The following is a 13,943-nucleotide window of genomic DNA, read 5'->3' on the forward strand; positions in this document are numbered from 1 at the left end:
CCGTAGCCAGGGCGGTTCAAGCGACTAGGAGAATCGGGGCTCTTATTTTCTTCGATCCGCCGTGAGCTCGACGAAGCCCGTCTGACTACTTTTCGCGTGACGGGGCCATTTTCGTAAACCTCGCCCATGAGGCCGCACTGACCGTCGACTAGTCAACAATAGCTCTGATCAAGGCCTGATCGATGTCATTCCATCACGGTGCAAATTTGCCTCATCAACGAAGCGCAAGCTTCAGGGAGCCATTTCGACCCTTCCAATGCCCGCCGTGGCGACCGCTTCCGACCACATCAAGACGTTCGGCCGAGCCGGCCGGACGACCGATTTCGGCGTGAGCAGCTATTCGAGGGTAACGACTCTGCCGGACGGGAGGCGACCACTTAAGGCCGTTCCATCGATCTGCGTGTCCCCCCGAAACTGGCCGTTCGGCGGTACGTTGGGTTGCGCTGTCGAGGGCTCCTGATCGGAGAGCTCCACCGGGTACTCGCTATATACGGATGCCGTTCAATTTCTCGACCCAATGCGCATGCAGGCTTTTGAGCGCGGTGGTGCGGGTGTAGCCAGGATAATCCCCGTCGACCAGTCTCGCGACAACCTCGAAGGTGAAAGCCTCGCTCCCATAAGATGCCCACGCCTCTTGAAGAGAACGATGCGAATTGCTCCCCTGCCGTAGCGTGAACCACAGGCGGTTCTGGATAGTGGATAGATCGGGAGCACTGCCGACCCACATCCGATCCGTTGGCCCGCATCGAACAGCGTAGATGCCCGATTCAACTTCTCTCTCCTTATAGACCGCAACAGCCGCCCTTCGATCTTCCCCGTGCATGCGCCATCCTCCCGCTGCTGCGTCAGCCCTACAACGATGGAGCAGATCGCGCAATATTGTCCGGATGAATTGACGCACGATTATACCCGGCTATAAAGGCGCATGTCCGAGTATCTGTCCGCTCCCTGTACCGCCTTCGCCGGCACCAAGCGCCTCGCGAGCGGGGCGCTGATTGACGTGGCGTTGGCGATCAAAGCGTGGGAAGGCCAATCGCAAGGTTCGATCCTCACCTTCGATGATGCTTCTGGTGCCGTGATCGACCTCGATCTTCGAGGCACCACAGCAGAGATCGTCACGCGATTGACCGAGCATGGCGAGCTTGAGGCCTTGGCGGCTAAGTCTAACCGATCGAGAGGCCGGCCGAAGCTGGGCGTGGTTGCGCGTGAAGTGACCCTGCTACCGCGACATTGGGAATGGCTTGGAAGGCAAACGGGGGGAGCCTCGCAGACATTGCGTCGTCTCGTTGACGAAGCGCGCCGCGCCGATGGTGGTCAGGCCGACCGTAAGGCAGCACACGAGCGTACCTATCGCTTCCTGTCGGCGCTGGCCGGCGATTTGCCAGGTTACGAAGAAGCGATCCGCGCCCTGTTCGCTGGTGAGGATGGGACTTTCGCCGAGCGAATGGCGACGTGGCCGCAGGACATTCAGGACCATGCGCTGGCACTCGCCCAGCCGAACCCGAGCAAGGCGCAATCATGATCACCGTGGATGAGCGTAAGCAGCGGCTTGCCGCTTTCATACGACAGGTTTGGGATGGCGGCGATGCAGACGCGGCTGATGGCTATGTCGCGGAGACATACACCATCCATCACGATCCCGGCGATCCCTGGGAGGGCAGAACGCTTGATCGCGCCGGTTTCAAAGATCGGGTTCGAAAGTCGAGAGCTGCTTTCCCCGACCAACGGTTCGACACTCAGGGATTGTTCGCCGAGGGTGATAATGTCGTGATGACCTGGCTTTGGAACGGTACGCATCGAGGTGACTTGGCGGGGTTCCCGGCAACCGGCCGGGTGATCCGTATGTCGGGCGCGACGGTCTACACGTTCGACAGCGAAGATCGGCTGACAGGCCATTGGCAGATCACGGATCGGCTTGGCGTGTTCCAGCAGCTACAGCGCTCAGGCTAAGAGATTTTCGGGGAGGCTGACGCTTTCCCAGTTCCGATCTGCGGTCAGTCAGATTGGCAGCTATCTTTGCGAATTCCCCGAAACCCACCTGGCGGCTTCCCACCAGACTTTCGCGTAGGCGGTCCAAGGAGCGGTCTGCCGAACGGCCGAATCTGGTGATAGCTGTCGTTCAGCGGACCTTGCGGGAATAACGGGTTTGTCCCAAGTTCCGCCTATGCGGTCGGCTTAACAAGCAGCCGCTGTCAGAAAGTTTCTTTGGCCGTCTAAATGTCCGTTATCGAGGCGGCTGCGGTCGCTTTGCCATCAATTATCTGATTGATGAATCGACTAATCCGCGAAATTGGGCGCGTTTCTCCAGAACGCATTCGGCACGAACCAGGTTGAACAACCTCTCAAGCGCAGGATGATTGAGCGTCTGCCAAACAACGTACAACTCGACAGGCGGCAAATCCACGGGCAGTCGAATGAGCCGTCCGCTCGCCACCTCCTCTTTCGCTTCACTTTCGAAGAGCACTCCGATCCCGCTGCCGGCGAGCGTCATGAGCCGGACGGAGTCCTTCTGTTCGGTCCTGCCGCTGGCGAAGATGCCGTGGATTCCCACACGACCCAGCCGTTCCAGCACACGCCGTTCAAGCGCAGTGTTCTTGGGCGGCAGGATGAACCCGGCCGAGGCGATCTCGGCGGGACTAGGAGAGCCGATTTGCGCCAGCGGATGCGAGGGAGCGACAAAGAGACCGGCAGGAAGGACGCCGATTTTTCGCGACGGCAAAGACACCGCTTCGCCCTCGATCATCAGAAACCCGGCCGCGACCTCGCCGGACTCGACGAGCGCGATAATCTCCTCATTCGTGCCCCGCAAGATCGAGACAGCGAGATCGGCATTCTCTCGCTCGAGCTGAATGACCGCGTTACGCAGCCACTGATCGATAATATACGGTCGGGCGGCGACTCGCAGCTCAGCGATCGGGGAATGGGACATGCGACCGACCATGCTCATCAACAGATGGGCTTGTTGGACGATGTCGCGCGCCGGCTGAAGCAGTTGCTGAGCCTCACTGGTCAAAGCGGCCCTCGCTCCGCGTTTATTCTGCAGGAGCGCCAAGCCAGTCTCCCGCTCAAGGCCCGCAAGCAGGGAACTGGCGGCCGCCTGAGAGATATCCAGCCGTATAGAAGCCGCGCTGATGCTCCCGCTGTCCGCCAGCGCGATTAAAGCTTCCAGTTGCCGCAGAGTGAACATGTTGTGCCCCGAGCCATAACATTACCTTGTAGGTTGTTCAGCCTTAGGTGCGTTGCTCCCGCGCGTCATTCGGAAAATAGGACGGACAGAAAAAACAATCAGGGAGGATTGCAATGAGTTCGGCACATTCCGTCACCGCGCGGCGCGTCTTGACGTCGATCGGCCTTGCCGCTCTGGCGGGGTCTATTGCGCAGCCCGCTTTCGCGCAGGCAGATACCACCTCACAAAGCGGGCTTGAGAACGAATCCGCCAATGACGCGATCATCGTCACCGGATCGCGACTGGTCGCCTCCGGCTTCACGGCGCCGACGCCGGTCACGGTTCTCGGGGCCGAGCTGATGCAGCGGCAGGCCGTTACCAATGTCGCTGATGCCCTCAATCAGATTCCGTCCTTTCGCGCCCAGGGCTCGCGCGCGACGTCGGGCGTGTTTGGCAACAATGTCGGCGCACAGACCGCCGATCTGCGTGGGCTTGGCGCCGCGCGCACGTTGGTTCTGATCGACGGCCGCCGCGTGGTGGCCAGCACGGTGCAAGGCGGGTCATTCACCCCGGGCGGGGTGGTCGATCTCAGCATCATCCCGACCGCGCTCGTCTCGCGCGCGGAAGTGGTGACCGGCGGCGCGTCGGCTGCTTACGGCTCAGATGCCGTGGCCGGTGTCGTGAACATCATCATTGATGACAGCCTTCAGGGCATTCGGGCGCAAGGCCAGACCGAGTTTTCGAGCCGCGGCGACAATGAGGAATATTCCCTCTCACTCGCCGGTGGCACCGGCTTTGCCGGCGGGCGCGGTCATATCGTGTTCGGCGCGGAGTATATCGATTCGCGCGGCGTGCGTGATTGCTACATGCGCAGCTGGTGCGCGCAGAGCTATGCGCCGATCCAGAACGCAACGCCGGGCGGCAATGGCGGCCTGCCCGCCGTCAACATCCTGCCGAACGCCCGGACAGCTACGGCGTCGAATGAGGGCCTGTTCAACGCTGGCCCGTTGCGGGGCGTCGCCTTCGACTCTGCCGGCAATCCGATCAGCTATCCCTATGGCGTCTATTATGGCGGCGGCCTGTTCATGAGCGGGGGCGGCACCTACAACAAGAATCCCTTCTTCGAGCATTTCCCGCTCGTCGCACCGCTCGAGCGCTACAATCTGTTCGGAAACATGAAATTCGAGGTTTCCGATGGCATCGAAGCCTTCCTCCAGTCGTCCTTCTCGTCGATCAAAAGCGACAACCTCCAATCGCAAACGCGCGATGCCAATCTCGTCATCCGTTCGGACAATGCCTATTTGCCTGAAAGCGTGCGCGACATGATGCTGAATGCAGGCGTCGCCACCGCCTCGTTCGGCCGGATCGGCGATGATTTCGGCCCGACCAGGGCGCAGACCGAGCGCGAGACCTTCCGCATCGTGGGCGGCCTCAAGGGTGAGGTCGGCCCCGGCTGGCGATGGGATGCTTATTATCAATATGGGCAGACCAACTATTCGCAGGCGATCTCCAACAACAAGATCAATGCCAACTATACCCGAGCGATCGACGCTGTGGACGATGGCACCGGCAACATCGTCTGCCGCGCGACCCTCAGCCCCGATCCCGCCGTGCGCGCTGCAGCGGCGGGTTGCCAGCCGCTCAACCTGTTCGGCGAATTCCAGTGGAGCGACGCAGCGCGCGACTACGCGTTCGGCACGGCAACGAGCGACATCAAGCTGACGCAGCATGTCGCAGCCACGAACATCAGCGGTGATCTGTTCGACACCTGGGCCGGGTCCGTCTCGCTGGCGGTGGGCGGCGAATATCGCCGCGAGAAGGTCAGCGGATCGACCGATCCCCTATCTGCCACCAACGCCTTCTATGTGAACAACGGTCTGGCCGTGAACGGGTCGCTCGAAGTGTTCGAAGGCTATCTCGAAACCGCGGTGCCCCTGGCGCGGGACGTCAACTGGGCACGCCTGCTCGAACTCAACGGTGCCGTGCGCTACACGCACTATAATACGGTCGGCGGCGTTGTGACGTGGAAGCTCGGCGCGGTGTACGAGCCGACGGACGGCATCCGCTTCCGCGTGACGCGCTCGCGGGACATCCGGGCGCCAAATCTGTTCGAACTGTATAGCCCGGTAGGACGCAGCCAGGCGGCCGTTCGCGATCCGTCGACCAACGTCCAAAGCCTGGCGCTCGTGCTCAACAGCGGGAATGAAGATCTGCGCGAAGAAACAGCGAACACCTTTACCGCCGGTGTCGTGCTGCAGCCCAGCTTCGTTCCCGGCCTGCGCTTCTCTGCCGATTATTACAATATCGAGGTCGAGGACGTCATCACGGCGCTCGGTCCGCAGATCGTCGTCAACCAGTGCTTCACGGATGGCGGAGAGATTTGCGATCTCATTACGCGCGGCCCGGCCGGCATTGTTTCGGTCAGCAATCCGCTGCTGAACCTCAACCAGTTGAAGGTCCGCGGCATCGATTTCGAGGCGCAGTACCGGATCAATCATGGCGGTTTGTTTGGCCAAGGCGGATCGCTCATCCTTCAGGGCGTGGCGACCCGCATGATAGACCTGACTACCGTCGACATCACGGGAACCGCCACGGATCGCGCTGGCATGAACGGCTCGCCCAACGGCCAGACGTCCGGTCTGCCGACATGGTCACTCAATGCGCAGGCGACCTGGGAGGAAGGTCCGGTGAGCTTCACCACGCAGGTGCGCTACCTCTCGCCCGGCAAATATGATGTCACGTTGGTTGGACCGACCGACGCCGGTTACAGCCCGACGCTCAATAACAGCATTAGCATCAACGACATTCCGGCGGAGACTTACGTCAACCTCCAGCTGCAGTTCACCGTCCGCGAGGATGGCGACAAGCGGTTCCAGCTCTACGGCGCAGTCAACAATCTGCTGGATAACGACCCGCCCAATTATCTGCCCTCGTCGACCGGCCCGACCAACGCCGTGCTCTACGATGTGGTCGGTCGCTCTTTCCGCGTGGGCGCACGGGTTACATTCTGAATGATCGGGGAGGGCGTGAACAGCTTATGGACCGGAGACAAATCCTGCTCGCAGGCATCGGGTCCATGGCTGTCTACGCCGTGCCCCGTCCGGCCCATTCCAGGTTGATGCAACCGACCTCGGACAAAGGATCAGCTCACCTTATGGACCGCGCCGATTATGCTGCCTACATCGCCGCGTTCAATCGCCGCGACCTTCCGGGCTTCACGAAATTTTATGCGCCCGACATTTGCTTCCTGCTGGGCGGACGCATGGAACTGACTGGTCGCCAGGCGATCATCGAGTGGTACGAACACGCCTGGGCGAGGATCGAGGAGCACTGCCTCGTTCGGCGCATCATCATGGATGACACCGGGATTGCGGCAGAACTTGAGACGAGCTTCCGCACAATCGCCGACTGGCCCGACTTCACAGGCGGGCCCTTGCGCACCGGCGACGTGCTCCGTCGCATCGGCTTCATCCATTATGATCTCGGTCCGGAGGGATTCACGCGGGTGGCGACAGCGCCGCACCGTGTTCTCGAACAGCCGGCACACTGGATCGCACGCTCCTGAGAAGAAGCGACGAGAGGGGAGACAGATATGCTGCTTCGCACGCTAAACATCACGGTCGCCGCATTGGCGATCATCGCCACGGCCGCCTCTGCCCAAGACAGCGCAATCCCCGCTCAGACCAAGCCGGAACGCGCCTTCCCCATGGCGCCCAGTGCTCCACGGGGCGCGCCTAACATCCTCATCATCATGACCGACGATGAGGGCTTCGGTGCCAGCAGCAGCTTTGGCGGGCCAGTGCCAATGCCGACATCCGATGCCCTGGCCGCGACGGGCCTGCGCTACAACCGCTTCCACACCACGGCGATGTGCTCCCCCACCCGCGCTGCCTTGCTGACCGGACGCAACCATCACGCGGTCGGCATGGGCGCGATCACCAACGTGGCGACGCCAGACCCTGGCTATACCTCGGTGATCCCGGACAGTGCAGCGACCATCGGTAATATTTTGCGCGCCAGTGGTTATGCGACCGCATGGATCGGCAAGAACCACAACACGCCCGAGTGGGAAATCACCCCGGCGGGACCGTTCAACCGGTGGCCGAGCGGCTATGGCTTCGACTATTTCTACGGCTTTATCGGCGGAGCGACGAGTCAGTTCGCACCAGCGCTCGTGGAAGGTCATCGTCCCCGCACGCCTCCGACCAACGATCCCAGTTACATTCTGGACCGCGACCTTGCCGATCACGCGATCGAATGGGTGACAGCGCAGAAATCGGTGCGCCCCGATCAACCCTTCCTCATGTACCTGGCGCCCGGGTCACCCCACTCCCCTCATCAGGCCCCCGCAGACTGGATCGCGCGCTTCAAGGGCCGGTTCGACAAGGGCTGGGATGCGATGCGGGAGGAGACGCTCAAGCGCCAGATCGCGATGGGCGTCGTTCCCAAGGGCACCGCGCTGACGAAGCGGCCGGAGGCGATCCCTGCCTGGTCATCCCTTTCTCCGCAGGAACAGCGCGTCGCCGCCCGCATGATGGAAATCTATGCGGCGCAGCTGAGCTATTTCGATAATCAGCTCGGCCGGCTGGTTGCAGAGCTCAAGCGCACGGGGGAGTTCGACAACACGCTGATTTTCTACGTGCACGGCGATAATGGCGCCAGTGCTGAAGGTGGCATTTCTGGCTCGATCAGCGATCTTGCTGGGCTGAATGGGATCCGGCCCGGTCTCTCTGAGATGGCCAGCGGCGTCGATCTGCTCGGCGGCCCGCTCTCCTACGGCAATTATCCAACCGGATGGGCCTGGGCGATGAACACGCCATTCCAGTGGATGAAGCAGATTGCATCTCATTTGGGCGGCACGCGCAACGGACTGATCGTCAACTGGCCGGAGCGGATTAAGAAGGGCGAAATCCGCTCTCAATTCCACCATGTCATCGACATTGCGCCGACCATTTACGAGGCTGCGGGCATCACGCCACCGCAAACGTTCAATGGCGTAAAGCAGCAACCGATCGAGGGCGTGAGCATGCTTTACAGCTTCCGCAACGCCAAGGCGCCGGATGCACGACGCGAGCAATATTTCGAGCTGCTGGGCAACCGGGCCTATTACAAGGATGGATGGATCGCCGTTACGACACCGGGGCGGCCGCCCTGGAATATCTCGGGCGGCCCCAAGGCCGAGGATTTCAATTGGGAGCTGTACAATCTCGACAAGGATTTCTCGCAAGCTCATGATCTGTCCGCAAAGGAACCGCACCGTATTGCCGATTTGCAGGCTGCCTTCCGCTCGGTCGCCGAGCGCGAGAATGTCTATCCGCTCGATGCCGATTTCGGTCACCGGATCGACAGCAGCCTGCGTCCCTACGTCTTCAACGGTCGCACCGACGCGCGCTTTGCAAACAGCTCCATGCGCTATCCCGACACCGCGTTTCCGGACATCAAGAACCGGTCCTGGGTGCTGGAGGCCGATTTCACGGTAGCGAATGGAACGGACAGCGGCACCATCATCACCCAAGGCGGCTGGGTCGCCGGCTGGGGCTTGTTCCTCATCGAGGGCAAGCCGGTCTTCCTCTACAAGCAGGCCGATGGAATCTCGGAGGCGGTGCGCATCGCCAGCACGCAGGCGCTGGCCCCCGGCGCGCACAAGCTCGAGGTCCGTTTCGATTATGACGGCGGCGGTCGCGGCAAGGGCGGCGCTGTCGAAATCCTGGTCGATGGTGCTCGCGTTGCCCAGGGCAGGCTGGACCGGACTGTCCCGAGCCTGTTCGTGGGAGAAGGCGCTTCCATCGGCCGTGACTATGGCACGCCGCTGACGGCGGACTATCAACTGCCCTTCATCTATCCGGGCGACATCCGGGAGGTGCGGTTCCATTTTCCGCAAAGTCCCACCCCGCAACAACCAGCGAACTGAGGGACGCGCAACATGATCATGAGCCGGCTGATTTCGACGTCCTGCCTCACCTTCATCTGCGCGAGCAGCGCGGCGCTGGCGCAGGCGCAACCTGCAGGGCCTGGACAAGCAGAGGGGCGATCCGCACCGGCCCAGACGGCGGGCGCGATCTTGCCAGCGCCGGAACAGCGCTTTGAAGGCAAGATCGGCCGCACGCTGGCGCAGTCCGATCCGCCCAAATATGCGCCGCTGCCCAAGCCGCCTGCCGGCGCGCCGAACGTTCTAGTCATCATCACCGACGATGTCGGCTTTGGCGCTACCACACCGTTTGGCGGGCCGGTGCCAACGCCGACCTTCGAGGCACTCGCCCATGATGGGCTGCGCTACAACCGCTTCCATACGACGGCACTCTGCGCACCGACCCGGGCCTCGCTGCTGACCGGCCGCAATCCGCATCGCGTCGGCTTTGGCGCTATTACCGAAATGGGCACGGGCTATCCCGGTTACACGACGATCCTGCCCAAGAGCGCAGCGACGGTCGGCGAGGTGCTGCGCCAGCATGGCTATGGCACGGCGTGGTTCGGCAAGAACCACAATACCCCGGAATGGGAACAGAGCGCCGCCGGTCCCTTCGACCGCTGGCCCAACGGGCTGGGCTTCGACTATTTCTATGGCTTCATGGGCGGCGCGACCAGCCTGTGGAACCCCTCCCTGTTCGAGAACCAGCTTCCGCTCGCCCGCGGAAATTTCCCGCCGGGCTATCATCTTGAGCGCGACATGGCCGATCACGCGATCGAATGGGTCCGCATGCAGGGGATTTCGGCACCCGGTCGGCCCTTCTTCATGCTCTATGCGCCGGGCACCTCGCACAGCCCTCACCATGCCCCGGCCGACTGGATCGCGCGGTTCAAGGGCCAGTTCGATCAGGGCTGGGACAAGATGCGCGAGCAAATTCTGGCACGGCAGATCGCGGCCGGCGTCGTCCCGGCCGGCACCAAGCTTACGCCGCGCCCCGCCTCCATTCCCGCCTGGGACACGCTCGGCCCGGACGAGCGACGTCTCTACGCCCGGATGATGGAGACCTACGCGGGCGCCCTCTCTTATGCGGATCACCAGATCGGCCGGGTCATCGAGACGCTGCGGTCTTCCGGCCAGCTTGAGAACACGCTCGTCATCTACATCCAGGGTGACAATGGCGGGAGCGGCGAAGGCGGCCTGAACGGATCAACAAACGACATCGCGGCGATCAACGGGATGCGCCCCGATCTCCAGACAATGCTCGGCCAGATCGACAAGCTGGGCGGCCCGGAACTCTATAATAATTACCCCGTCGGCTGGGCCTGGGCGATGAACGCCCCGTTCCAGTGGACCAAGCAGGTTGCCTCTCATCTCGGTGGCACGCGCAACGGCCTGGTGGTGTCCTGGCCTGCGCGGATCAAAGCGCACGGCGAAGTGCGCACGCAATTCCACCATGTCGCGGACATCGTCCCGACCATCTATGAGGCGGTGGGCATCACGCCGCCCGAGCAGGTGGATGGTGTGACGCAGATGCCGCTCGATGGCATCAGCATGGCCTATAGTTTCGTTCAGGCCGATGCGCCGGACCGCCGCCACGAGCAGATTTTCGAACTGCAAGGCAATGCCGGCCTGTACCGCGACGGCTGGTTCCTGAGCAGCACCCCGACCCGCGCACCGTGGGATTTCGCCGGCCCCGGCGGCCTGCCCACCGACAATGGCTGGGAGCTCTATAATCTCTCCGAGGACTTTTCCCAGTCGCGCAATCTGGCGGCGCAAGAGCCGGCGCGGCTGAAATCGATGATCGACCAGTTCTGGGCGGACGCCAAGAGCGGGGACATTCTGCCGCTCGACAACCGCTCCTTCGCACGCTGGTCGAGCCGCAATCGCCCTACGCTGCTGGCCGGGGAGACACGCTTCACCTACCAGCCCACGTCACGGCCGATCACCGGCCCCGGCTTCCCGGATCTGGCCGGCCGCTCCTGGCGGGCAGAGGCTGATATCGCCCTTGCGAATGGCATACGCGCCGAGGGCACGCTGGTCATGAACGGCAGCCGTTATGGCGGCTGGAGCCTCTACATGACAGGCGGCCGACCGACCTTCCTCTACAAGGCCTCGGATTCGCCCGGCGACATTCTGCGCCTGCAGGGCCCTGCCCTTCCCGCCGGCAAACACCGCATCTCGGTTGCGGTGACCGACAATGGGCAGGGCAAGCCCGGCGATGCCGTGCTGCACGTGGATGGCGTCGCTGTAGGCCAAGGTCAGATCAAGCGGACCATTCCCGCCATCATTCGCGGCGGCGGCGCTATCGGGCGCAGCTTCGACACGCTGGACGGCAGCTTCACGGCCCCCTTCGCCTTTAACGGGCAATTGGACAATGTGACGATCGAGGTGGTGCCGGAATAGATTGGATATTTGCAAAACGCTTCGGGCGCTCGGTGTTGCAGGGCGGGTACCAGCAGCGCTTAGGAAACATACAGCATCAGCCGGTATGAAATGGTGTCGCGACAGGCTGCCATATCGACCGCGGAGACCAAGTCACGCCGATCTTCAGGGGGTGGAATGCTGCAACGACCGCGTTGATGGATATGGAAGAACTGCTCGCGAAGATCAGCAATCGCGGCATGGTCGGTTATATGCGCGAGGCTGCCACCTGCTATGCGGCCGGGGCCTATCGTGGGGGTATCGTCTTCAGCTACATAGCGCTTTTCGATGACATGCGCGCAAAGCTGGCTCAGCTTGGCACCATCAACAAGGTCGCGCATGCCGTGCATCTCGAGGTCGAGAAGCGCGCCAATGATCAGGATGTCTTCGAGACCTTCATGGCGGACCGGCTCAAGAAGGAAGGGCTTCTGACCGCCGCCGAGCACACCGCGCGTTATCAAACAATCTGGAAAATGTTTTCGAACTAAGCCGCCGTCCGGACCTGCTGCGCCACCGAGCGTGGATAAATGGCGTAACGACGGAGGCGCGAAGGCAGACATCGCGTAATGGCGTGACGGCCAAATTATGACACGCATATCTACGCGCTGAACGCCGTCGTGTAGCTGTCTGAACCAGGGCCGCTTGCGGACGGAATTTACTACCGGGCACACCTCACGCGAATGACGGTAGGTCTCGGGCGTTTGGCACGACCATGGGTGAATGGCCGCTTTCAGAGTACTCGTTCCTCAACCTGAACGTCCCGATGGGCGGAGCGACTACCTCCCCAACCCCAATTTTGAACGAAACACCGAAAGGCGCGCAAACAGAACACGCACAAGCGCAAGTCTGCCTTGGCAAATATGTCCAAGGTGTCCCCGCGCATTTGCACAAAGTTCCGGATATTCCACTTGATCCCTTTCGCCACGCGAGCAATGTGGCGTTGCTCCTCGTGAAAGCCGGGGAGCGGGGCGTGGAAACCTCAACGTACGAACTCGGTCGAGATTATCGGCCGGGTGGCATGCGCGCATGTCCAGCCGGAAACGGTAAAGGCGCATGCGCCTGTACGTACGTCAGGTTTCCAACATCCGGCTTTGGCCGTCGCCCCGAGTGGACATAGGCGCGACGAGGAAGCCCAGGCCAGAACGTCGCACCTTCATGGGAGTAAGAGCGACGTGACCTGCCAGATTGGTATCGAACCGCCCCATCACAATATGCAGCTATCGCTGGCCTCAACGCTGATCGAGAAAGCGCTGGAGTATCAACTGGTCGGCAAACTTATCGCCAAACTGCTCGCGCGCGGGCAACGCTGCGAAGTGCTGCACGGCATCTGTGACCGCGATGGCTATGATGTCGTGATCGAGGCAGCCGGGATCGTACGGCATATCCAGCTTAAGTCGCGGGTGCAGGGTGGCAAGAATGGCAAGTTCGACATCGCGACGAGACTGGCTGACAAGCCCTCCGGTTGCGCGATCCTGATCAGCTGGGACCGCGACACGATCCGGCCGACAGGCTTTCGCTTCCTGGGTGGCGCGCCGGGCCAACCACTCGACCAGCTTGGCGACAAGGTTACGACCCACAGCCGTTACAGCGGGCAGGGCAGCAAAGGCCCACGCCCCGCCTATCGCAGCGTTCCAATCGGTCGGTTCGACAAGACGGCGACGCTCGACGTGCTGGTCGACCAATTGTTTGGACCGGCGCCTGCGCCAGCGTCTCTCCACGGTCTGGAGGCCATGGCATGACGCGCGCTGGCGTCCTCGCGCTGAGCCTGGCTCTGATCGCAATGCCTGCGGTCGCCAAGGAGAAACCTCCCAAAACATGGCAGGCGACGCGCACGACGGATCCGATCACGGGCGCAACAAGCTGTGTGGTTTCTGCCCTCGATTATGTCGGTAAGCTCCGCTACTCGCGCACCGGCTATCTTTACCCTGTGATTGAGATGAACAGCTGGCATGGCCTCCTTGTCGGCGTGAGCAGTGGCGGACGTTTTCGCTTGCCCACTGGAACGATCGTCTGGCGCGTGGATGACCAACCGTTTCGGGAACTCAAGCCTGAAGATAATCCGCAAGGCGTATCAGTCTCCGCCTCCCCGACAGCCAATGATGCTGCGACCAAGGCGATGGCAGATGCCATGGCGTTCTCGAACAAGCTGATCATGTCCGCAACCGCGACCAGCACGCTCGCCAGCGGCGAGGTCGCAAAAGCGATGCTGAGCGAACTGCGCGCCGGTCAGGGCCTTATCTTTCGCGCAGCGGCAATCTCAAGCCCCTATGGCCTGCCCGATCCGAACATGATGCGGGTTGGCCAGTTACAAAAGGATGGTCTCAAGCCCATCCCTGTCGATGCCTCACTCGCCACTGCGTTGGCAGAGTGCGGCATCGAATAAGGAGGCTGAGATTGTCGCTACTGACGCAGGATGCTCGCAGCACGAGGTTTGTTGAAAAAATGATG

The 13,943-nt window shown here is 61.8% G+C and carries 11 protein-coding genes; 9 read left to right on the forward strand and 2 right to left on the reverse strand.

The genetic code is table 11. The features are described 5' to 3' along the window. Positions 1 to 484: 484 nt before the first annotated feature. Positions 485 to 823, reverse strand: a complete 339-nt coding sequence (locus M2334_RS15055) for a GIY-YIG nuclease family protein (protein WP_264605840.1) — start codon at positions 821 to 823, stop codon at positions 485 to 487. 102 nt (positions 824 to 925) lie between these two features. On the opposite strand from M2334_RS15055, the gene M2334_RS15060 reads away from it, so the two are divergent. Together M2334_RS15060 and M2334_RS15065 are read left to right on the forward strand one after the other, a co-directional pair. Then, positions 926 to 1,522: a DUF2239 family protein gene (locus M2334_RS15060; RefSeq protein WP_264572421.1), complete on the forward strand. Its 597-nt coding sequence runs from the start codon at positions 926 to 928 to the stop codon at positions 1,520 to 1,522. After that, a complete protein-coding gene (locus M2334_RS15065) occupies positions 1,519 to 1,950 on the forward strand; it encodes an ester cyclase (protein WP_264572422.1) in 432 nt (143 codons plus the stop codon). Before M2334_RS15060 ends, M2334_RS15065 begins: the two co-directional genes overlap by 4 nt. Before the next feature lie 307 nt (positions 1,951 to 2,257). On the opposite strand, the gene M2334_RS15070 is transcribed toward M2334_RS15065, so the two are convergent. Beyond that, complete coding sequence (locus M2334_RS15070) at positions 2,258 to 3,187, reverse strand: LysR family transcriptional regulator (RefSeq protein WP_264605841.1); 930 nt, start codon at positions 3,185 to 3,187, stop codon at positions 2,258 to 2,260. A 113-nt stretch (positions 3,188 to 3,300) separates the two neighbouring features. On the opposite strand from M2334_RS15070, the gene M2334_RS15075 reads away from it, so the two are divergent. The 7 genes from M2334_RS15075 to M2334_RS15105 all read left to right on the forward strand — a co-directional run bounded on the left by M2334_RS15075 (position 3,301) and on the right by M2334_RS15105 (position 13,878). After that, complete coding sequence (locus M2334_RS15075; RefSeq protein WP_264605842.1) at positions 3,301 to 6,177, forward strand: TonB-dependent receptor plug domain-containing protein; 2,877 nt, start codon at positions 3,301 to 3,303, stop codon at positions 6,175 to 6,177. Positions 6,178 to 6,320: 143 nt separating this feature from the next. Beyond that, entirely contained in the window at positions 6,321 to 6,731 is a 411-nt protein-coding gene (locus tag M2334_RS15080; protein WP_264605843.1) for a YybH family protein, read from the forward strand. Positions 6,732 to 6,758: 27 nt separating this feature from the next. Next, positions 6,759 to 9,077: an arylsulfatase gene (locus tag M2334_RS15085; protein ID WP_264605844.1), complete on the forward strand. Its 2,319-nt coding sequence runs from the start codon at positions 6,759 to 6,761 to the stop codon at positions 9,075 to 9,077. 18 nt (positions 9,078 to 9,095) lie between these two features. Continuing rightward, complete coding sequence (locus M2334_RS15090; RefSeq protein ID WP_264605845.1) at positions 9,096 to 11,477, forward strand: arylsulfatase; 2,382 nt, start codon at positions 9,096 to 9,098, stop codon at positions 11,475 to 11,477. A gap of 176 nt (positions 11,478 to 11,653) precedes the next feature. Then, positions 11,654 to 11,983, forward strand: a complete 330-nt coding sequence (locus M2334_RS15095) for a hypothetical protein (RefSeq protein ID WP_264605846.1) — start codon at positions 11,654 to 11,656, stop codon at positions 11,981 to 11,983. A gap of 723 nt (positions 11,984 to 12,706) precedes the next feature. Beyond that, entirely contained in the window at positions 12,707 to 13,234 is a 528-nt protein-coding gene (locus M2334_RS15100; RefSeq protein WP_264605847.1) for a hypothetical protein, read from the forward strand. After that, complete coding sequence (locus M2334_RS15105; protein ID WP_264605848.1) at positions 13,231 to 13,878, forward strand: hypothetical protein; 648 nt, start codon at positions 13,231 to 13,233, stop codon at positions 13,876 to 13,878. Before M2334_RS15100 ends, M2334_RS15105 begins: the two co-directional genes overlap by 4 nt. The last annotated feature ends 65 nt before the right edge of the window (positions 13,879 to 13,943 follow it).

It is taken from the genome of Sphingobium sp. B11D3D, from assembly GCF_025961755.1.
In the GTDB taxonomy this organism is placed as follows: domain Bacteria; phylum Pseudomonadota; class Alphaproteobacteria; order Sphingomonadales; family Sphingomonadaceae; genus Sphingobium.

What these genes read in the sequence shown, in the direction of transcription:
- M2334_RS15060 (WP_264572421.1), top strand. Translation starts at nt 926, where the DNA reads ATGTCCGAGTATCTGTCCGCTCCCTGTACCGCCTTCGCCGGCACCAAG.
- M2334_RS15090 (WP_264605845.1), top strand. Translation starts at nt 9,096, where the DNA reads ATGAGCCGGCTGATTTCGACGTCCTGCCTCACCTTCATCTGCGCGAGC.
- M2334_RS15080 (WP_264605843.1), top strand. Translation starts at nt 6,321, where the DNA reads ATGGACCGCGCCGATTATGCTGCCTACATCGCCGCGTTCAATCGCCGC.
- M2334_RS15100 (WP_264605847.1), top strand. Translation starts at nt 12,707, where the DNA reads ATGCAGCTATCGCTGGCCTCAACGCTGATCGAGAAAGCGCTGGAGTAT.
- M2334_RS15105 (WP_264605848.1), top strand. Translation starts at nt 13,231, where the DNA reads ATGACGCGCGCTGGCGTCCTCGCGCTGAGCCTGGCTCTGATCGCAATG.
- M2334_RS15055 (WP_264605840.1), bottom strand. Translation starts at nt 823, where the DNA reads ATGCACGGGGAAGATCGAAGGGCGGCTGTTGCGGTCTATAAGGAGAGA.
- M2334_RS15085 (WP_264605844.1), top strand. Translation starts at nt 6,759, where the DNA reads ATGCTGCTTCGCACGCTAAACATCACGGTCGCCGCATTGGCGATCATC.
- M2334_RS15075 (WP_264605842.1), top strand. Translation starts at nt 3,301, where the DNA reads ATGAGTTCGGCACATTCCGTCACCGCGCGGCGCGTCTTGACGTCGATC.
- M2334_RS15070 (WP_264605841.1), bottom strand. Translation starts at nt 3,187, where the DNA reads ATGTTCACTCTGCGGCAACTGGAAGCTTTAATCGCGCTGGCGGACAGC.
- M2334_RS15095 (WP_264605846.1), top strand. Translation starts at nt 11,654, where the DNA reads ATGGATATGGAAGAACTGCTCGCGAAGATCAGCAATCGCGGCATGGTC.
- M2334_RS15065 (WP_264572422.1), top strand. Translation starts at nt 1,519, where the DNA reads ATGATCACCGTGGATGAGCGTAAGCAGCGGCTTGCCGCTTTCATACGA.